The organism is Bacillus sp. MYb78 (assembly GCF_002975115.1).
Taxonomy (GTDB): Bacteria; Bacillota; Bacilli; order Bacillales; family Bacillaceae_G; genus Bacillus_A; species Bacillus_A cereus.
Genome location: NZ_PCOB01000016.1, coordinates 62,141 through 80,623 on the forward strand (window position 1 = coordinate 62,141; position 18,483 = coordinate 80,623).

The following is an 18,483-nucleotide window of genomic DNA, read 5'->3' on the forward strand; positions in this document are numbered from 1 at the left end:
AAAACAACAAGGAAGCGCTATCAGGATATTTATGGAATTGTTACAGAATATTAATGCCCCGTTACGAAAGCTTTGTAATTTTATGTTTTTCGCAAATAAGAAAATAATGGTTGCTATAATGAGGTCAACGAAAACAAATGCAATGGAGGCTATTATGAAAAAATTTATGGGTATAGCAACAGCAGCGGTTTTTGGTCTTGGGATTTTCACAACATCTGCTAAAGCAGAAACGATCGTAACGACTGACGTACTAAACGTACGAGAAAACCCAACTACTGAATCAAAAGTTGTAGGAAAATTATTAGATGGATATAAAGTAAATGTTTTACATACAGAAAATGGTTGGTCAAAAGTTCAATTGAATAGCGGTAAAGAAGCTTTCATAAGCGCTGACTATACAAAAGACACTTACTACGTAACAGCAAACGTATTAAATGTACGTGCTAGTGCAAACACAGATTCAGAGATTCTTGGTAAGTTGAAAAAAGATGATGTAATCGAAACAACACACCAAGTACAAAATGATTGGATTCAATTTGAATATAACGGAAAAACAGCTTATGTTCATGTTCCTTACTTAACAGGTAAAGCACCAGTTAAAGTTCAACCAGTAGTTAAAGCTGAAAAAACAACTACAGTTCAAGATACAGCTAAAGTTCGTGAAGCTGTTAAAGCTCAGGAAGTAGCTGAAACTCAAGCAAAAGCTAAAGCAGTGGAAGCAACTAAAGCTCGCGAAGCAGCTGAAGCTCAAGCAGAAGTTAAAGCTCAAGAAGCGGCTAAAGCTCGTGAAGCAGCTAAGGCTCAAGAAGCAGCTAAAGCTCAGGCAGATGCTGAAGCTCAAGCAGAAGCTAAAGCTCAAGAGGCGGCTAAAGCTCGTGAAGCAGCTAAAGCTCAAGCAGATGCTGAAGCTCAAGCAGCGGCTAAAGCTCAAGAAGCAGCTAAAGCTCGTGAAGCGGCTAAAGCTCAAGCAGATGCTGAAGCTCAAGCGGCTAAGGCTCAAGAAGCAGCTGAAGCTCGTGAAGCGGCCAAAGCTAAAGAAGCAGCTAAAGCTCAAAAACCAGCTACACAACAACCTGTTGCAAAAGAAACTGAAACAAGTGCACCATCATCTTCTCGTGAGTTACGTGTTGTAGCAACAGCTTATACAGCAGATCCACTTGAAAATGGTTATAAAGCAGGCGACCAAGTAAAATCAGCTTTAGGCCACAACTTAACAGCTAATCCAAACATGAAACTAATTGCAGTTGATCCAAGTGTCATTCCATTAGGTTCAAAAGTATGGGTTGAAGGTTACGGAGTAGCAATCGCTGGTGATACTGGTGGAGCTATTAAAGGTAATAAAATCGACGTTTTAATGCCAGATAAAGGCACATCAAGTAGCTGGGGACGTAAAACAGTTACAGTTAAAGTATTAAACTAGTTAAAAAAAAGAGTCAGTCTCATCGTTGAGGCTGGCTCTTTTTTTTACTCTATTAAACTACTGAAAAATGACATAGTAAATGAAATTATATCAACGATTTTTCAAATATATCTATCGTAACCTACAATATATCAACGATTTTTCGAATATATCTATCATAACTTACAATATATCAACGATTCGACAAGAGATATCGATTTACCGACAAATTTTGACGTTAAAAGTACTTTAATATTAAAAAGGCGTTCCAAAATTTGGACCGCCCCCTATCTTCCCTATTCCACACAAGTAAACTGTGTCCAAGCCCCTACGTAATCTAGTAAGAATAACTCCTCTTCCGCAATTATACCGACAATATTTTTCCGTTCATCTATCGGCATTTCTTTTAGAATGATTTGCAGTTCACCTTTATACTTACCAAATGAATTGTTACCAATTACAACTTGCCCTCTTTCCTGTAGCACACTTTCGCGCACTGGGAAGTCATAGTCTTTGTACTTTTTACGTACTTCTGTAGAACGTACCATATACTCTGTTATGTCGCCGCGTCTTACGTGTAATTCTTGCAGCGTAGCTCTCTTCTCTACTTCAGTCACTTCGTCTACAAAGTGCACTTTTAGCTGTAACATGTAGCGATTTAAGTTTCCTAGTTTCTCTAACTCTTCCTCACTCGCATAAGCATTTCCGATAATGACATCATCGATTAGCCCTGTTGCCCATAAATGCTTCGCTTGTACTTCAATTGGTAAATTACGATGCTCTTCTAACGTACATAATCCGTCGTTAATATCCCATGGACCGATGTTTGCGGCATGTGATGTAATAAATGCTGCACTGCGAATACCATGCTTTTTAAAGCGTTCACTACAGCGAATGAAATAATCGTACGGAAGACCAGTGAATTTTTGCGGATAAAAATTATGACAACCAATTAAAGCTGATTTATTCGCTTGATGCGAAAGAATATTTTCTAAGTACGCAATATCGTTACTTACATTTAACTCAATTTTTAAACCGTACGGATTATTCGTCATTTTCGCTTCCGTTAATCCGTCAAAACCTACATCTAAACGAATACCGTCTGCGCCTAACTCTGCGAAAAATGATAGATCGCTATAACTAATACCAAGCTGATCAAACACAGCTGGAGCTACATCTAAAATAACTTCCATATTGTTATCTTTTGCGTGATTGATAATCTCTTTAAATTCAGCTACAATTTCTTCTTTCGGACGATTCACAGATAACAAACAAGTAAATATTCTTGAAAAACCGTGTCGTGCCGCTGCGGAAATATAAGCCATATCTTTTTCTTTCGTTGAATGTTCTGGATAAAGTGAAATTCCTAATTTACGCTCCATGCTTTTGCATCTCCTTCACACGTTGTATTAATGCCATGCTCGTAAATCTATATTTTGCAGATAAACACGTTGCACATAAAATTGTCGGTACAATAATTACGTACGGTGATTGCAATCCTAACATTACATATGCACCCATTGAACAACCGATAAATAAAACTGATACTAGTAGTAACACTAATAAAGATTTACTTTGTATCCATTTCGAATAATGGGCAATACACTGTCCGACCACGAATGTAATTAAGATGATAATTGCTCCGAGCATTCTGTTTTCTCCTCTCCTGCTAATTGTTGTTTCTCATACATTTTGAAGAATGGATAGTAAATAACGAATGAGATCGCAAAGTTAACAAGTACAAGTACACCAGCCATAATTGTCCAGTCCGTGCTAATAATCGCTGCAATTGGTGCTAACATCGTAAATGGCAGTTTCGCCATCATGAGTGGAATCATACCTGAAACAACTGCGAAATATGATACTGTCGTTGTCACTAGCGGTGTAATAACGAACGGAATAATTAAGATTGGGTTCATTACAATCGGAGCCCCGAAAATAATTGGCTCGTTAATATTGAATAAACCTGGTACGAATGATAATCTACCTAACTCTTTTAGGAACTTAGATTTAGAGAACATAAACATAATTACTAAAGCTAACGTTGAGCCTGATCCGCCAATCCATACGAACCATTGAATGAATTGCTCTGTAAATAAGTTTGGTAACTGATGTGCATTTCCTGTAGCCGTGAACACTTCCATATTTTCAAGAATTGCTGAATCCCACATCGGACGAATAATTGGTCCTAAAATCGCCGGTCCATGTATACCAAATGACCAGAAGAACACGATTAAGAATACTGTTAATAAACCACCGAATAAGTTATTTCCTACTAGTACTGATTTTAATGGTGCGATTAAGTATGTAATTGTTGTATTTACATCGAATTTCAAACCGTAGCGAATGCCCCAGAATAAAAGAATAACTACTAATGTTGGAATTAATGCTGCAAACGAATTTGAAACTGCTGGTGGGACACTGTCTGGTAATTTTATTGAGATATTATGCTTAATCATAAAATGATAAATTTCTACTGCAATTAATGCTGTAACAATTGCGCCGAATAAAGACGTTGCACTTAATGTTCCTACTGAAATATATCGACCTGCATCAATAACACCTGGTACAGCTTTCGTAATTTGAATTGGTTCAACTGATGCTAGTAAAAAGGCGAGTACAGATAGTAGCCCTGCACTTAATTGATTGAGCTGATAAAAGTTCGCGAGCGAAGCTCCTACACCAAACGCTGCGTATAATGCCATTAGTCCTACTGTAAATCGGAATGGAATATCTAAAATATGGCGAAACGGTGCAATCCATTCCATATATGCATCAATTGGTAAATTTAAAAAGATAACGAAAAATGACCCGACGATCGTTAACGGTAATGTAGAAATAACCCCATTTCGTATTGCCAATAAATGTCGTTGTCCTGCAATCTTTTGCGTTGTTGGCATAATCTTTTGTTCCATAAAATTCATAAACCCATTCATCAATAGCCCTCCTCTTTCTCTCTACTATAAAAGAATGAAATAAACTTTATAACATTATAATGTTTATATTTAAAAAGATATAATTATGCTAAAACTAATTGTTCTGCTTGCCTAAGCACTTTCAAACCATCACACATGCCATAATCTCGTTGGTCTATAATTGCAACTGGTATGTTGTATGAGTTTGCAAGAAACTCTACAGCTGGAAATAAATATTTCACTTGTGGACCAATTAAAACGACATCAGCTTCCTTAATTTCAAGTTTCACAAGTTCTGAATCAACCGCCTTAATTTTATAATTCTTCCCCTGTTTCTTTGCCTCTTCTTGCATTTTTCTTACGACCATACTCGTTGACATACCTGCTGCACAACATAATAAAATATACATCTTATACTGTCACTTTCTCTTCCACGCGTTTATGAAGAGTAATAAATTCTTTAGCTAGTTCTTTCACTGTAATTGCATTCATTAAATGGTCTTGTGCGTGCACTAACAGTAAACTGATTTCTGCATGATTTCCTCTTGCCTCTTCTTGAATTAAATCCGTTTGAATACGATGCGCTGCTGAAATTTCCTCACTAGCAAGTTTCATCTTTTCACCCGCATTCTCAAAATCTCCTTGTCTTGCAAAAGCGATTGCTTCAAGCGCCGCACTTCTCGCATTGCCACCATGTAAAATTAATGCAAATGGAGTTTGCATATCAGCCATTTTAAATTCCCCCAAGCTATATGTTTTCTATATTTTTATCTTATTATGAAAACGCATACAATTAAACATAAAAAACTTCCGTTATGTAACGGAAGTTTTTATATACTTTTTCAAAATGATAATAAAATCTCTTGAAAATCTTCAATTACCTCGGTCTGAGTAAGTTTCTCTATCGTAGTTTGACTAGACATAATATCATATAAAAAATCATAAAGCCTTTGCAAATCTTCATTATTATTGCGCTTTACACTAAATAAAATAATTACTTGTACTTTTTTATCTCCCCAATCAACAGCCTTTTCAAGTGTGCAAAACATCAAGAAAGTTTCCTCACTTAATAATTGCATCGGATGCGGGATTGCAACTGAATTCCCAACCGCTGTCGGAGACGTATTTTCTCTTTCCATAACAGAAGCATAAAAGTGTTCTGGTACATAGCGTTTCTCAGCAGCTTTCTCACATAAAAACTGAATAACATCCTCTTTCGTAGAAGCACTATGATTTAAAAAGATTAAATCTTCCTTAATATATTGCTGCACACTATTATTCACATGCGTAAACAACCGCTGACCAATCGATTTAATCTCTTTATCATCAAATATTGAATTTACTTTTATAACTGGAACAGGCAAGCCACTCGGTATATGAATCGTACTAATAATACAATCTATTTTTTCTTTATAAAGATCTTCTACTTTCAATTGATAATAGCCTGTAATACCTACAATCTCTAATTTATCTCGGAACTGTGATAAAATTTTATATTTTAATAGTTGTGCACTTCCTTGACCAGTCGCACAAACTAATAAGCATCTTTTCTTTTGATTCTGCTCCTGCAAACGGCTCATCGCTCCGCCGAAGTGAATTGCTATATAACCAATTTCACTTTCAGGGATCGATTCACCCGTATATTCACCAATGATATCTCCAACAAGAACCGCAATTTCAAAAGCATACGGATAATTCTTTTTCACTTCTGCCAAAAGAGGATTTCTCGTATTTAACTTATACTTCAAACGATTTAATAACGTTTTTAAATGAATACCAAATCCAAATAATAATTCTTCATCATAATAAAAAATAAGATTCCGTTCTTCCGCTACTTTAAAAAGAATATGTTGCATAAATGCATATATATCTTTTCCTAATAGCTCTTCTACATTTTCATAGCGATCTCTCGTTGTAACAGCAGTACTTAATAAATGCATCGTCACATATAATACTTCTTCTTCTGGAAATAAAAATTTTAACTCTTTCTCTAAATCTCCTAAAATCTGCTTCGCAATTGTATATTCTTTCTTTATTATAAGTTCTGATTGCTCCGCATGCAGTTCTTTCATATAATGTTGACTTTGACAACGCTTTAATGCTATTGCAATATGAATGACTAAATTATCAATTTCTATATCAGATAAATATATTGTTCCGCCTTCAATATACTTTAATATAATTGAACGAATGAGTGATATATGAGGTAGCGATAAATATGTCTCCGTCTGCTCAAATTGCTCATGAAACGGAGTATGGTCATAACGCGGTAAACCATATTGTGATAAACAAGAACGAATATTAAATTCCCCTCCAACAATACGTATACCATAATACGGTCTCTTCTCAATTTGTAATTTATAGCGGCCACATATATCTGTAACATCTTTCATAATTAAATTGACCGTTGATTTGCTCACATAAATCTCTTCTGCTAATTCTGAAAGCTTCACATATCCCTCTGTCGTTAAAACACGCTGCAGAATATACGCTATTCTTTCTTCATAAGAAGTTGGGATCTTTTCCGTCTGTTTTTGAAATAGACTCACACAAAATTCTTCAAATTTCTTCGTTTGTATAATTTCTAATTCGTACCCAGTCCCTCTTTGCGATTCGATTTTCGCTCCGTTTTCTTCCAATATATCATTTAATAATTTTATATCCTTTTGAATCGTCTTCGTTGATACATGTAAACGGCCCGCTAAAAAAGCTCGATTTAACATCGATTTCTCTTCTAAAAACTCCTCTAAAATAGAAATTAATCGCTGATGCACCTTTGTCATAGCTCTTCCTCTCGCTCTTTATATATAAAGGGGAAAAAGCTGCTGAAATCAGTAGTTTTTCCCCTTTATATTCTCTCTATTTCTTTAATGTGAACCCGAATTTATCCCATGCTTGTAAATAATCTAATAAGAAAATTTCTTCTTCTATAATTCGACCAACTACATTTGTTTTTCCTGTATTCACCATATCTTTTAATGCAATTTGTAATTCGCCTTTATACTGGCCATATTGTTCATTATCAATTAATAAATCTCCACGCTTAATTTCACGCGTATTATGAGGTTTAAACTCTTCTTTTTTATATTTCACACGACTTTGTGTAGAACGAATCATATATTCAGATACATCTCCGCGATAAAAATGTGGTTCGTCTAATACGATAATTCTTTCTAATTCTGTCGTTGTATCATATAGTTCTATATCAAATGTTTGTTTCTCTTTATTTAATGCACCTAGTGCTTGTAATTCTTCTTCTGACGCATATGCGTTTGCAATAATAACATCATCAATTAATTCCGTCGCAAATAAATGCTTCGCCTGTGTTGTCATCGGTAATTCACGATGCTGCTCTAATGTACATAACCCTTCTGTTACTGGCCAAGGTCCGTATGTTGCATCAAATGATGAAATAAAAGCAGCCGTTCTCATACCGTAATCTTTAAATTGTTTCGAGCATTTAATGAAATGATCGTATGATAACCCTGAATAACGATGCGGATAAAAATTATGACAACCAATTAAATTTTCACGATTTGGTCTATGACTCATAATGTTATCTACATACTTCGTACCATTGCTCATATTAATCTCAATTTTCAAACCATACGGATTATAAGTCATAATTGATTCTTCTAATCCTGAGAAACCAACATCTAAACGAATACCGTACGCACCCAATTCATGGAAGAATGATAAATCATTATACGAAATACCTAATTGTTCAAAAACAGATGGACTAATATCAACTAATACTTGGAACCCTAATGCATTCGCATGAGAGATCGTTTCTTTAAATTCTTCTATAATTTTCTCTTTTTCTCCATCCACAGATAATAAACATGTGAACACACGTGTAAATCCATATTTACTTGCTAATGTTAAATACTCCTTATCTTTCTCTACTGTTGAATGTTCTGGATAAATAGAAATACCTAATCGTCTCATATGTACACGCCTCTTTCTTCATCATATTGTAAACCTTTTCAAATATATGTAGTGAAAAAGTATATATCCCCTTCTTGTTCACTACTCCTTTGAATCCGCTTTCTTTAAAGAAAAAACAATTTCTATCATTCTTAACACCTACAAGTCTATACATCTATACTTTACATCTTTTTTTCATAGTTGTGTAGCCTTTACACAAATTTGTCAGTTTTTCACCTTAAAAATTGTTATCCGTTTTCAAGACACCTTCCTTGACTGTTGCATTGGCCAATACATATACTCGAAAGAAAAGAGAAAATTTTATATAGGGGATGAATATATGGGAGAAGCAATACTCGTAAAACGAGAACCGTTATGGACAAAAGAGTTTGTTGCTTTAATTTTTGCAAACTTATGTATGTTTTTAGGGTTTCAAATGTTAATTCCAACCTTACCTGTTTATGTGAAAGAAATTGGCGGCACAAGTTCCAATATCGGATTGGTTGTCGGCATGTTTACCGTTGCGGCACTTTTTGTTAGACCGCTAACTGGGAACGCCTTGCAAAAATTTAATAAAAAAATCATCTTAATGATCGGTACTGCTATTTGTTTACTCGCTATGGGCAGTTACCTTTTCGCCTCAACAATCTTTCTCTTGCTTGCTGTTCGTATTTTACACGGAGCTGGTTTCGGTATTACAACGACTACATATGGGACTGTCGTTTCTGATTTAATTCCCTCAGCTCGCCGCGGAGAAGGCATGGGATATTTTGGTCTTTCTGGAACAATTGCAATGGCCCTCGGTCCACTTATCGGACTATGGCTTATGCAAACATATAACTTCACAATTCTTTTTTTATGTGCATTATCGTGCACAATTGTTTCATTAATATTAACGAAACTACTTCAAATCCAAAAAACGAAACAGCCTCCACAACAATCATCTAGTACTTTTCTCGATGGATTTATTGAGCGTAAAGCTTTACTTCCTTCATTATTAATATTATGTATTACATTAATGTACGGAGGAATCGGAAGTTTTATCACACTATTTGCTACAGAAGTCGGCATAGCTGATATTAGCCTCTTCTTTTTATGTAACGCACTAGCAATCGCTGTAACTCGTCCATTCTCTGGAAAGCTATATGATGCAAAAGGCCATACATTCGTCATCATTCCGGGAGTTATTATAACGTTTACAGGTATTATTTTATTGTCGTATACGACGACAATTCCGAGCTTAATTATTGCTGCAGCATGTTACGGAAGTGGTTTTGGAGCGATCCAACCTGCACTACAAGCATGGATGATTGACCGCGTAGCACCGCATCGACGCGGCGTAGCAACGGCTACATTCTTCTCCGCATTTGACCTTGGAATTGGTGCCGGAGCAATTATTTTCGGATTCATTGCACATTTTACAAACTATGCGACTGTATATCGTTATTCTTCGCTATTACTTATTGCTTTTCTCTTCATTTACATTACAAGTATAAGAAAACAAAAGCACGGAGATAAAAATACAGAAAAAGCTGCTGGATAATTTAGCGGCTTTTTTTCTTGCAAAAAAGACTACTTAATAAATATTAAACCTTATGTTGACGTTATAAAACTACATGCATTTTCCTACATATTTTTTTAACTTTCATCAAAAAATATACGATGAACTCGCAGACGCTTTCCTTGATATTCAACTGAACATTATTATTCTAAAAAGTGTGATTTCTTTACAAAATTAAGATTTTTACAAGATGAAAACCAATAAAATACAGCTGTTTCTTTAAGGGATTGTAAACTTTTCTTCTCTTTGTAAAATTAGTGTAAATTTTACTAGCAAACCGTTTACAGTGCCTCAAGGTTCAGTTAATAATTACATCGTACATGAAATTTAAGGAGTGGAATGCGTGGAATATAATGTTCAAGATATGATCTTCCAGTTCATTGGTGGATTAGGTATTTTCTTATTCGGGATTAAATACATGGGCGATGGACTGCAACAAGCAGCTGGAGATCGTCTTCGAGATATTCTAGATCGTTTTACAACAAACCCACTTATGGGTGTACTAGCAGGTATGTTAGTTACCGTATTAATCCAATCAAGTTCAGGAACAACCGCTTTAACAGTCGGACTTGTAAGTGCTGGATTTATGACATTAAGACAAGCAATCGGTGTTATTATGGGTGCAAACATCGGTACGACAGTTACTGCATTTATTATCGGAATTAAAATCGGAGAATATGCTCTCCCAGTTATGGCAGTTGGAGCAATCTTACTATTCTTCTTTAAAAATAAAAAAGTACATTCTGTAGGTCAAGTTGTATTCGGTTTTGGTATGCTATTCTTCGGTTTAGAATTAATGAGCGCAGGTATGAAACCTCTTCGTTCTTTAGAGTCATTCCAAGATTTAATGATTAGCATGAGTGATAATCCAATTTTAGGAATTGTTGTCGGTACAGTCTTCACTTTAATTGTACAGAGCTCAAGTGCAACAATCGGTATTTTACAAGAACTATTCGGTCAAGGTGCAATCGATTTACAAGCATCTCTTCCTGTATTATTCGGTGATAACATCGGTACGACAATTACAGCAGTATTAGCAGCAATCGGTACTTCAATTGCAGCAAGACGTGCAGCATTAGTTCACGTTATCTTTAATATTATCGGTACCATTATCTTTACAATTTTATTAGTACCATTTACAAGTTTAATTCAATATTTCCAAACATCATTAAACTTGAATCCAGAAATGACCATTGCATTTGCACACGGAACATTTAACGTAACAAATACAATCATTCAGTTCCCATTCATTGCAGTATTAGCATGGATTGTAACAAAAATTATTCGCGGCGAAGATTCTGCTATTAATTTCAAACCGCAACATTTAAATCCAATCTTTATTGAACAATCTCCAGCCATCGCTTTAACTGAAGCTCAAAAAGAGATTATCCGTATGGCTGAGTTCTCATTACATGGATTAAAAGAAGCAAATCAATTTTTAAATACACAAGACAAAAAACACGCAAACATGGCTACTCAATTAGAAGGAGCTATTAACAATTTAGATAAAAAAATTACCGAGTATTTAGTTTTACTATCAGAAAAGCCACTTTCACCTACGGATTCTGAAAAACATTCTGTTTTAGCAGGTGTTGTTGGAGATATTGAACGTGTCGGTGATCATGTAGAAAACCTTGTAGAACTTGTAGATTTCCAAATTTCAAACCGTGTTTCACTATCAGATGAAGCATTAGCTGAATTAAACGAAATGCTAGAATTAACGATTTCAACACTGCAAGACGCAGTTGAAGCTTTAACAAACTTCGATACTGAACTAGCTCAAACTGTTATTGCAAAAGAACGCAAAATCGATCAAATGGAACGTGTTCTTCGTAAACGTCACGTATTACGTCTAAACGAACGCAGCTGTTCAGGTGATGCAAGTATCATCTTCGTCGATATGGTAAGTAACTTAGAGCGCATTGGCGATCACGCTGTAAATATCGCTGACGGTGTTTTAGGCGAACAAGGAAAAATCAATTTAAAACAATCATTATAATAAGAAAGAGACGCTAACTTAAGCGTCTCTTTCTTATTATATTTTAACAACTGTTCTTCCTTTTAACTTTCCTTGCAATATAAGTGCAAACTTCTTCTCTAATTCTTCTAATGTACATTCTTCTGTATAAGATAGTAATTCTTTATTTCCCCATTCTTTCGCTAAAAGCGTCCAGACATCTCTTCTCACATCTACTGGGCATTGCACGGAATCTATCCCTAAAAGGCTTATACCTCGTAAAATAAACGGATATACCGTGGTTTGTAGTTCCTGGCCTGCCACATTACCGCATGTCGTTACACAACCACCATACTTTACTGTTTTTAAAGCTGTTTCTAACATATGTCCACCTACAGTATCGATAACTCCCGCGTATATCCCTTTTAACATCGGTCTTCCTGATTCATCATTCAATTCCGCGCGATGAATCACTTTTTTCGCTCCTAGACGTAGTAGCATTTCTTCCTCTTCCATTTTCCCTGTCGCTCCTACTACGTTAAACCCTAACTTACTTAATATACTAACAGCTACACTCCCTACGCCGCCTGTAGCACCCGTTACTAAAACATCTCCCATACTAGGCTTGATTCCTGCTCCAATAAGCTTATATACCGACAAAGCCGCAGTAAAACCTGCTGTCCCATACATCATACTTTCCTTTAATGACATTCCTTCTGGTAAAGGCACGACCCAAGATGATGGCACGCGAATATATTCTCCGAAACCACCAGAGGTATTCATACCTAAGTCATATCCCGTTACAATAACTTGATCTCCTACCTTAAAGCAGTTATCTTCACTACTCACAACTTCTCCTGCGGCATCAATTCCTGGCGTATGAGGATACGTTCTCGTAACACCTTTATTACCAGTAGCTGAAAGGGCATCTTTATAATTTAATGAAGAATAATGAACTTGTATGAGTACGTCTCCCTCAGGTAAACTACTTACTTCTCTCTCAACAACTTTTCTTACAAACTGATGATTTTCCGTTTCATTCACAACGATTGCTCGGAATGATGTATGATTCATTATGCTCTCTCCTTTATCCGTCAAATTCTTCTTTATTATATAGAAGAAATAAGTAAGCTTACTCATTTCTTCTTGGCTATATTTCAACAAATCTTACTTCCCTATCGCTTTCTCATAATATATATTTTCATTTCTACTAATAGCCCTTATACTTATTCTACATCTACAAAATAATATATAGAAAATCTGACTTTTTATAAATAAATTGAATTTTTACGAAATGTAAATGATTTGTAATGTTTTTTTTCGCTAAATTTCATTATAATAAGTGGATATGAGTGTCGTATTTCAATCCAAATGAAGGAGTACAAGAAATGGAGCAAAACCCATCTTTGCAAGAAAATACACGCAGTAAACCGAAAAAAAATAAGAAAAAAATAAAAATTATTATAAGCGCTATACTATTCGTTTTATTAATAGGCGGCGGTTATACTTGGTTTTTAGTAAATAAAGCATCTTCTGCTGTTCGAAATGCCGCACACGATTTAGCACGCGGTGATAAATCTGATTTACGTGATAAGGCTGTAAAACCTATTACAAACAATGTCTCTGTTTTAATAATGGGTGTTGATGAAAGCGATGTCCGTGGAAAAGAATATGGTGAAGCTATAAGAACAGACGCGCTTTTACTTGCAACATTTAATAAAGATAGCAAAACTGTTAAACTATTAAGTATCCCACGTGACACATATACTTATATTCCAATAGAAAAGAAAAAAGATAAAATTACACACGCTCATGCATTCGGTTCTGCTAAAAACGGAAAAAATGGTGGACCACAAGCAAGCATTGATGCAGTTGAAAAATTAATGAATGTTCCTGTCGATTATTTTGTAAAATTCAACTTTAAATCATTTATAAAAATCGTCGATGACTTGGGCGGTGTTGAAGTTGATGTACCAGTTGAATTTACTGAGCAAGATAGCAATGATAATGCTGAGGCAATTCACCTAGAAAAAGGTGTTCAAAAGTTAAATGGCGAAGAAGCTCTTGCTCTTGCTAGAACAAGACACATCGATAGTGATGCAATGCGTGGACAACGTCAACAACTCGTTATCGAGGCTATTTTAAAGAAACTAACAAGTGTTGGTTCTGTAACAAAAGTTGGCAACATCATTGATGATATTAACGGACAATTCGTTACAAACTTAACATTTGATGATATGCTTTCATTCTATAAATATGGATCGGATTCGGAAATTGAGAAATTACAAATCCAAGGTGATGATTGCTATATGGCAAAAGGTGACGATACATGTAGCAAATCTGCTGGTGGTGGTCGAACTTACTACTACAATCCAGATAAAAAAGAATTAGCTAATGTTACAAATGAACTTCGTACTCATCTTGGGCTACCTGCATATACAAAGTCTGACTCAGACTCTGATTCGAAAAAGACAAAAGAATCTAAGTCTGAAAATTCAAGTGAACGCGAATCAAGTAACAATGAAGTGAAAAATAAGAACAAAAATAGCAGTGAAGATACAGAAACATCGTCTAACGACAATGAATAGTAAAGAAGCAGTACTCTATGGAGGTAGAGTACTGCTTCTTTTTATTTCTTCAGAATCAAAAATCAGAACTTTCTAACTATCTTTTTTAATATTTTTAAATTATAATAAATAGTAGCAATCTATTCCAATTATCAGGGGGCTCATACATATGAAAGCTGCAGTAAAACATAACATCTCAGATTTTAAAGACTACTTAAAATCCAACGATATATACATGGAAGAAAATATAGATGAAAATGATGGCTCTGTTCATTTTTCAGTAGGATTAGAGACAGAAGCTGGCGCAAAAATTCAACTTATCGCTGCTTTCCAAAACGAACATCCTACGGTGGATATATACTGCTTCAATGTTGCTCACGTGCCTGATGCAACATCAACAAATGATATTTTACATGTTATTAATGAATTAAACACATCTTATCGCTTTGCAAAATTCACATTAAACAAGCAAAATGCAATTGATATTTCAGCATCTCTTGCATTCTCAGAACCAAACTTTAATCCAGCACTTGTCTTTGAACATACGAGAATGCTATATAAATTAGCAAATGACGAATATAAAAACTTAATGAAAGTTATTTGGGCATAAAGTAAAACTATAATCCGTTAGGTTTACGGACAATAAATAAAAGGATGGGCTGTAAGCAGCACCATCCTTTTATTTTGATATCATATCGATCCACATTTTAACAGCAGTGCCTACAATTAAAGTGGACAATACATATTGCAGTACTTTTTGATTTAGCCTCTTCCCGACTCGTGCTCCAAGTGGCGCAGCAAATATACTGGCAACCGCAATAATTAGAGCTGGAATGATAACTACTTGCCCAGTAATCACTTTTCCTGTAGTAATCCCTATTGAGGAAATAAACGTAATAGCGATAGATGTCGCGATCGTCATGCGCAGTGGTAATTTTAAAATAACTAGCATAATGGGAACTAAAAGGAACGAACCTCCAGCTCCTATAATGCCTGAAGCTCCCCCTACAACGAACGCTAACAAGCTTGCTAACCATTTATTATACTTCACATCTCCACTATTATTTTGTTTCGGTACAAACATCATAATAGCTGCAATTGTAGCTAATGCTGCATAAACAACATTGACTGTATGTTCCTCTAATATGTTAGCACCGAAACTCCCTATGAAGCTTCCTATTAATATACTAGCTCCCATATACATAACTAACGTTTTATTCATGTCATTACTTTTCCGGTATGCCCACGCGCCTGCAAAAGTTGCAAAGAATACTTGTACCGCTGTAATACCGCTCACTTCATGTGACGTATAGCCAGTAAATCCTAGCAATACTGGAATGTATAAGATCATCGGATAATTAATAATCGCGCCACCAATCCCAACCATTCCTGATATAAACGATCCTATAAACCCAATTATAAAAAGTAATACGACTAAGCTCATCTTACATCCCCCGCCTTCTAAAAAGAAGGTGATTTAAATGAATAAGTTTACATTCCCATCCGAAGCATCTGCTAAATATGCCCCTACACCTGCAAACTCTACCCCTTCCATAATCTCTTCCTCTTTTAACCCTAATAAATCTACTGTCATTTGACAAGCTACAAGTTTAATTCCTTGTTCTTTCGCCAAATCAATTAAATCTGGCAAAGCCATTGCGTTATGTTTTTTCATAATGCCTTTAATCATCTTCGGCCCCATGCCAGCAAAATTCATTTTGGATAATCCCATCTTATCAGCACCGCGTGGCATCATTTTTCCAAATACTTTTTCTATAAATGTTTTCTTTACATTCACATGTTCATCTTTCCTTAAAGCATTTAATCCCCAGAAAGTATGAAAAATAGTTACCTCTTGATCATACGCCGCTGCGCCATTTGCAATAATATAAGCAGCCATTGCTTTATCGTAATCCCCGCTAAATAAAACGATTGTTGTTTTCTTCTGTTGTTCCATATTGTTCTCCCTCCAATTACCTATAGGGGTATTTATTTATTTATTTATTTATAAAAAGGCCCAAATCACTTACTTCACTATATGACTTTACCTTCCCACGCTAACATACCACCTACCATATTGATTGCTTGAAAACCGTAGCTCTCTAGAAACTGAACTGCTCTTCCACTTCTTCCGCCAGAGCGACAAACGATAATATACTCTTTCTTTTTATCCAACTCATGCATTCGAAACTCTAATAGCCTTAGCGGAATATTACATGCTTCTGGAATTCTCCCTTCTGCTACTTCTTCTACTTCACGGACATCTACGATATTTACTGCTTCTTTACGTAACAATTTTTCTTCTAATTCTTTTGCTGTCATTTCTTTCATTTTAAAGTCCCTCCTCACAAAGCATTCATACCACCCGAAACGTTTATTACTTGCTGAAACCCTAGTTTTTTCAACATCTTTGCAGCTTGCTTACTTCTCATTCCACTTTGGCAAATAACGATTACTTCCTTATTTTTATCTAACTGACTTGCTCTACTAGCTAACTCATTTAACGGGATATTCTGAAATCCTTTCATATGATTTCCTCTATATTCACCTACTGTACGAACATCGATAAGTTGTTTCCCCTTTTTTTCCACTATATTCTTTAATTCTTTTCCACTGATATTTTGCACACCTTTCACTGGTAAAAATCGTGAAATAACAAACCATGCAGCAAGTACAATGAAAAGCGTACTTAATATTGTGTTCATATAACCAACCTCTCTGCATTTATAGCAATATTTTTTTCCTACGCCTTCTTAATCCAAAACTTCAGCACATCAGCTTCTTCTACATGCTTTACGATGTCATGACCACTTTTATTTGCCCACGCTGGAATATCCTTAACTGACCCTTTATCCGTTACGTGTATTTCTAACACTTCTCCAGTTTGTAGAGTATCCATTGCTCTCTTTGTTCTTACAATCGGCATTGGACATGCTAAACCTTTCGCATCTAATACTTGTTTTATATTCATCATCAATTCCTCCAATTTGTTATTTTTATAATGACTCATGCACTGCACAACGATTTGGGCCAATCTCCATTTCACGCTCTTCTTCCACACTCGGATGAATTTTCCCCATATTCGTTTGACGAATTTCTTCATATGCATTTGGTTGTGGCGGTAAGTTCTCTGTCACAGTTTTACGAAACTCTATTTCATCAACAATATTTAACCCTACATTCTCTTTAAATAGCTCTTGTAAGCTCGCACTCACAATGCCTCTTTCATCCATTTCACTTATTTTTGAATAATGAGCTGGTAAAACAATTAAATCTTGAGACAGTTCCTTATACAGCGTATATAACGTATTTCGTAAATCACTCACCCAATCTTCAGCCTTACCAGCAAGGTCAGGACGCCCAATTGAATCTACAAATAAAATATCACCTGATAATAAATAAGAATCATCTACAATGAATGACGTACTTCCAATCGTATGCCCTGGTGAGTATAACGCGTCAATTTCAATTTTTGTACCCCCCACCGTAATAACAGATCCTTCTACAAGTGGTTCATATGAGAAAACGACTTCCTCGGCATCTTTTGGCGGTAACCAATACGTACCACCTACCTTTTCAGCTAACTTACGTCCTCCGGAAATATGGTCTGCATGTAAATGTGTATCCATTACATTCGTAATCGTAACGCCATGCTCTTTCGCAAACTCCTCATATGCTTCAACCGTTCTTACTGCATCAATAACTGCTGCTTCACCGTTAGAAACAACCATATAAGATAAACAGCCTTTTCCAAGACGATTAAATTGATATATACTTCCTCCGCCCTGTACATCCCCTACTTTTAACGGCTTCACATATTCACTCCAAGCTTTCATACCACCAGCTAAATAATAAATATTTTGTAATCCCGCCTCTGTTAATTGCTCTGCTACAAATATAGAAGACCCTTCTTTTGCACATACTACTAAAACATCTTTATCTTTAGGTAATTCACTTACAATATGATCTACACCATCTAACAAATCAAAGTAAGGTCTATTAATAGAAGAAACTTGTTTCCCTTCAATTTTCCAATCTTCATAATCCGTCTCATTGCGAACATCTAAAATAAATAACTCTCCGAATAAAACTTTCTCTGCCACATCTTTTGCTTGTAACGGTTTAACATTCATTTAATTACCCCCATAGGTATATTT

The 18,483-nt window shown here is 35.5% G+C and carries 19 protein-coding genes; 5 read left to right on the forward strand and 14 right to left on the reverse strand.

Annotated elements, in window-relative coordinates; all coding sequences use genetic code 11:
• Nucleotides 1–31: 31 nt before the first annotated feature.
• On the forward strand, nt 32–1,420 hold the full coding sequence (gene entC / locus CQ064_RS24140) for a cell wall-binding protein EntC (protein WP_000421977.1): 1,389 nt from the start codon (nt 32–34) through the stop codon (nt 1,418–1,420).
• A gap of 275 nt (nt 1,421–1,695) precedes the next feature.
• Here entC and CQ064_RS24145 read toward each other — a convergent pair whose 3' ends face one another.
• From CQ064_RS24145 to CQ064_RS24175, 7 genes are all read right to left on the reverse strand, one after another.
• Nucleotides 1,696–2,781, reverse strand: coding sequence for a DUF871 domain-containing protein (locus tag CQ064_RS24145; protein WP_000440050.1), 1,086 nt, complete (start codon nt 2,779–2,781; stop codon nt 1,696–1,698).
• A complete protein-coding gene (locus CQ064_RS24150) occupies nt 2,771–3,049 on the reverse strand; it encodes a hypothetical protein (RefSeq protein ID WP_000900043.1) in 279 nt (92 codons plus the stop codon). The genes CQ064_RS24145 and CQ064_RS24150 overlap by 11 nt, the downstream gene beginning before the upstream one ends.
• The gene (locus CQ064_RS24155; RefSeq protein ID WP_001013042.1) at nt 3,025–4,335 is read right to left on the reverse strand and encodes a PTS sugar transporter subunit IIC; all 1,311 of its coding nucleotides are present in this window, start codon (nt 4,333–4,335) and stop codon (nt 3,025–3,027) included. Before CQ064_RS24155 ends, CQ064_RS24150 begins: the two co-directional genes overlap by 25 nt.
• 83 nt (nt 4,336–4,418) lie before the next feature.
• Entirely contained in the window at nt 4,419–4,724 is a 306-nt protein-coding gene (locus tag CQ064_RS24160; RefSeq protein WP_000275645.1) for a PTS sugar transporter subunit IIB, read from the reverse strand.
• 1 nt (nt 4,725) lies between these two features.
• Nucleotides 4,726–5,046: a PTS lactose/cellobiose transporter subunit IIA gene (locus CQ064_RS24165; RefSeq protein ID WP_000774624.1), complete on the reverse strand. Its 321-nt coding sequence runs from the start codon at nt 5,044–5,046 to the stop codon at nt 4,726–4,728.
• Nucleotides 5,047–5,156: 110 nt separating this feature from the next.
• Nucleotides 5,157–7,097 (reverse strand): BglG family transcription antiterminator, encoded by a 1,941-nt coding sequence (locus CQ064_RS24170; protein ID WP_000169804.1) that lies wholly within the window; start codon nt 7,095–7,097, stop codon nt 5,157–5,159.
• Between the two features lie 76 nt (nt 7,098–7,173).
• Nucleotides 7,174–8,262 (reverse strand): DUF871 domain-containing protein, encoded by a 1,089-nt coding sequence (locus CQ064_RS24175; RefSeq protein ID WP_001253350.1) that lies wholly within the window; start codon nt 8,260–8,262, stop codon nt 7,174–7,176.
• 319 nt (nt 8,263–8,581) lie between these two features.
• Between CQ064_RS24175 and CQ064_RS24185 the strand changes: the two genes are divergently transcribed.
• Nucleotides 8,582–9,784: an MFS transporter gene (locus CQ064_RS24185; protein ID WP_000503254.1), complete on the forward strand. Its 1,203-nt coding sequence runs from the start codon at nt 8,582–8,584 to the stop codon at nt 9,782–9,784.
• A 361-nt stretch (nt 9,785–10,145) separates the two neighbouring features.
• Nucleotides 10,146–11,801, forward strand: coding sequence for a Na/Pi cotransporter family protein (locus tag CQ064_RS24190; protein WP_000456275.1), 1,656 nt, complete (start codon nt 10,146–10,148; stop codon nt 11,799–11,801).
• Between the two features lie 36 nt (nt 11,802–11,837).
• Here CQ064_RS24190 and CQ064_RS24195 read toward each other — a convergent pair whose 3' ends face one another.
• Nucleotides 11,838–12,833, reverse strand: coding sequence for a YhdH/YhfP family quinone oxidoreductase (locus CQ064_RS24195; RefSeq protein ID WP_001016969.1), 996 nt, complete (start codon nt 12,831–12,833; stop codon nt 11,838–11,840).
• 314 nt (nt 12,834–13,147) lie between these two features.
• Between CQ064_RS24195 and CQ064_RS24200 the strand changes: the two genes are divergently transcribed.
• Both CQ064_RS24200 and CQ064_RS24205 read left to right on the forward strand, forming a co-directional pair.
• Nucleotides 13,148–14,347, forward strand: a complete 1,200-nt coding sequence (locus CQ064_RS24200) for an LCP family protein (protein ID WP_000437406.1) — start codon at nt 13,148–13,150, stop codon at nt 14,345–14,347.
• A gap of 148 nt (nt 14,348–14,495) precedes the next feature.
• Nucleotides 14,496–14,936, forward strand: a complete 441-nt coding sequence (locus tag CQ064_RS24205) for a hypothetical protein (RefSeq protein WP_000642361.1) — start codon at nt 14,496–14,498, stop codon at nt 14,934–14,936.
• A 69-nt stretch (nt 14,937–15,005) separates the two neighbouring features.
• Here CQ064_RS24205 and CQ064_RS24210 read toward each other — a convergent pair whose 3' ends face one another.
• From CQ064_RS24210 to CQ064_RS24235, 6 genes are all read right to left on the reverse strand, one after another.
• Nucleotides 15,006–15,770: a sulfite exporter TauE/SafE family protein gene (locus CQ064_RS24210; RefSeq protein WP_000060742.1), complete on the reverse strand. Its 765-nt coding sequence runs from the start codon at nt 15,768–15,770 to the stop codon at nt 15,006–15,008.
• A 33-nt stretch (nt 15,771–15,803) separates the two neighbouring features.
• Entirely contained in the window at nt 15,804–16,283 is a 480-nt protein-coding gene (locus CQ064_RS24215) for a DsrE/DsrF/DrsH-like family protein (RefSeq protein WP_000437739.1), read from the reverse strand.
• A gap of 77 nt (nt 16,284–16,360) precedes the next feature.
• Nucleotides 16,361–16,657: a rhodanese-like domain-containing protein gene (locus tag CQ064_RS24220; protein ID WP_000661802.1), complete on the reverse strand. Its 297-nt coding sequence runs from the start codon at nt 16,655–16,657 to the stop codon at nt 16,361–16,363.
• Nucleotides 16,658–16,671: 14 nt separating this feature from the next.
• A complete protein-coding gene (locus tag CQ064_RS24225) occupies nt 16,672–17,031 on the reverse strand; it encodes a rhodanese-like domain-containing protein (RefSeq protein WP_001092322.1) in 360 nt (119 codons plus the stop codon).
• 38 nt (nt 17,032–17,069) lie between these two features.
• Nucleotides 17,070–17,300, reverse strand: a complete 231-nt coding sequence (locus tag CQ064_RS24230) for a sulfurtransferase TusA family protein (protein ID WP_014481958.1) — start codon at nt 17,298–17,300, stop codon at nt 17,070–17,072.
• Nucleotides 17,301–17,322: 22 nt separating this feature from the next.
• Nucleotides 17,323–18,459, reverse strand: a complete 1,137-nt coding sequence (locus CQ064_RS24235) for an MBL fold metallo-hydrolase (RefSeq protein WP_001101341.1) — start codon at nt 18,457–18,459, stop codon at nt 17,323–17,325.
• Nucleotides 18,460–18,483: the final 24 nt, after the last annotated feature.

What these genes read in the sequence shown, in the direction of transcription:
- CQ064_RS24200 (WP_000437406.1), top strand. Translation starts at nt 13,148, where the DNA reads ATGGAGCAAAACCCATCTTTGCAAGAAAATACACGCAGTAAACCGAAA.
- CQ064_RS24215 (WP_000437739.1), bottom strand. Translation starts at nt 16,283, where the DNA reads ATGGAACAACAGAAGAAAACAACAATCGTTTTATTTAGCGGGGATTAC.
- CQ064_RS24145 (WP_000440050.1), bottom strand. Translation starts at nt 2,781, where the DNA reads ATGGAGCGTAAATTAGGAATTTCACTTTATCCAGAACATTCAACGAAA.
- CQ064_RS24160 (WP_000275645.1), bottom strand. Translation starts at nt 4,724, where the DNA reads ATGTATATTTTATTATGTTGTGCAGCAGGTATGTCAACGAGTATGGTC.
- CQ064_RS24235 (WP_001101341.1), bottom strand. Translation starts at nt 18,459, where the DNA reads ATGAATGTTAAACCGTTACAAGCAAAAGATGTGGCAGAGAAAGTTTTA.
- CQ064_RS24185 (WP_000503254.1), top strand. Translation starts at nt 8,582, where the DNA reads ATGGGAGAAGCAATACTCGTAAAACGAGAACCGTTATGGACAAAAGAG.
- CQ064_RS24225 (WP_001092322.1), bottom strand. Translation starts at nt 17,031, where the DNA reads ATGAACACAATATTAAGTACGCTTTTCATTGTACTTGCTGCATGGTTT.
- CQ064_RS24170 (WP_000169804.1), bottom strand. Translation starts at nt 7,097, where the DNA reads ATGACAAAGGTGCATCAGCGATTAATTTCTATTTTAGAGGAGTTTTTA.
- entC (WP_000421977.1), top strand. Translation starts at nt 32, where the DNA reads ATGGAATTGTTACAGAATATTAATGCCCCGTTACGAAAGCTTTGTAAT.
- CQ064_RS24150 (WP_000900043.1), bottom strand. Translation starts at nt 3,049, where the DNA reads ATGCTCGGAGCAATTATCATCTTAATTACATTCGTGGTCGGACAGTGT.
- CQ064_RS24205 (WP_000642361.1), top strand. Translation starts at nt 14,496, where the DNA reads ATGAAAGCTGCAGTAAAACATAACATCTCAGATTTTAAAGACTACTTA.
- CQ064_RS24210 (WP_000060742.1), bottom strand. Translation starts at nt 15,770, where the DNA reads ATGAGCTTAGTCGTATTACTTTTTATAATTGGGTTTATAGGATCGTTT.
- CQ064_RS24230 (WP_014481958.1), bottom strand. Translation starts at nt 17,300, where the DNA reads ATGATGAATATAAAACAAGTATTAGATGCGAAAGGTTTAGCATGTCCA.
- CQ064_RS24175 (WP_001253350.1), bottom strand. Translation starts at nt 8,262, where the DNA reads ATGAGACGATTAGGTATTTCTATTTATCCAGAACATTCAACAGTAGAG.
- CQ064_RS24195 (WP_001016969.1), bottom strand. Translation starts at nt 12,833, where the DNA reads ATGAATCATACATCATTCCGAGCAATCGTTGTGAATGAAACGGAAAAT.
- CQ064_RS24220 (WP_000661802.1), bottom strand. Translation starts at nt 16,657, where the DNA reads ATGAAAGAAATGACAGCAAAAGAATTAGAAGAAAAATTGTTACGTAAA.
- CQ064_RS24165 (WP_000774624.1), bottom strand. Translation starts at nt 5,046, where the DNA reads ATGGCTGATATGCAAACTCCATTTGCATTAATTTTACATGGTGGCAAT.
- CQ064_RS24155 (WP_001013042.1), bottom strand. Translation starts at nt 4,335, where the DNA reads ATGAATGGGTTTATGAATTTTATGGAACAAAAGATTATGCCAACAACG.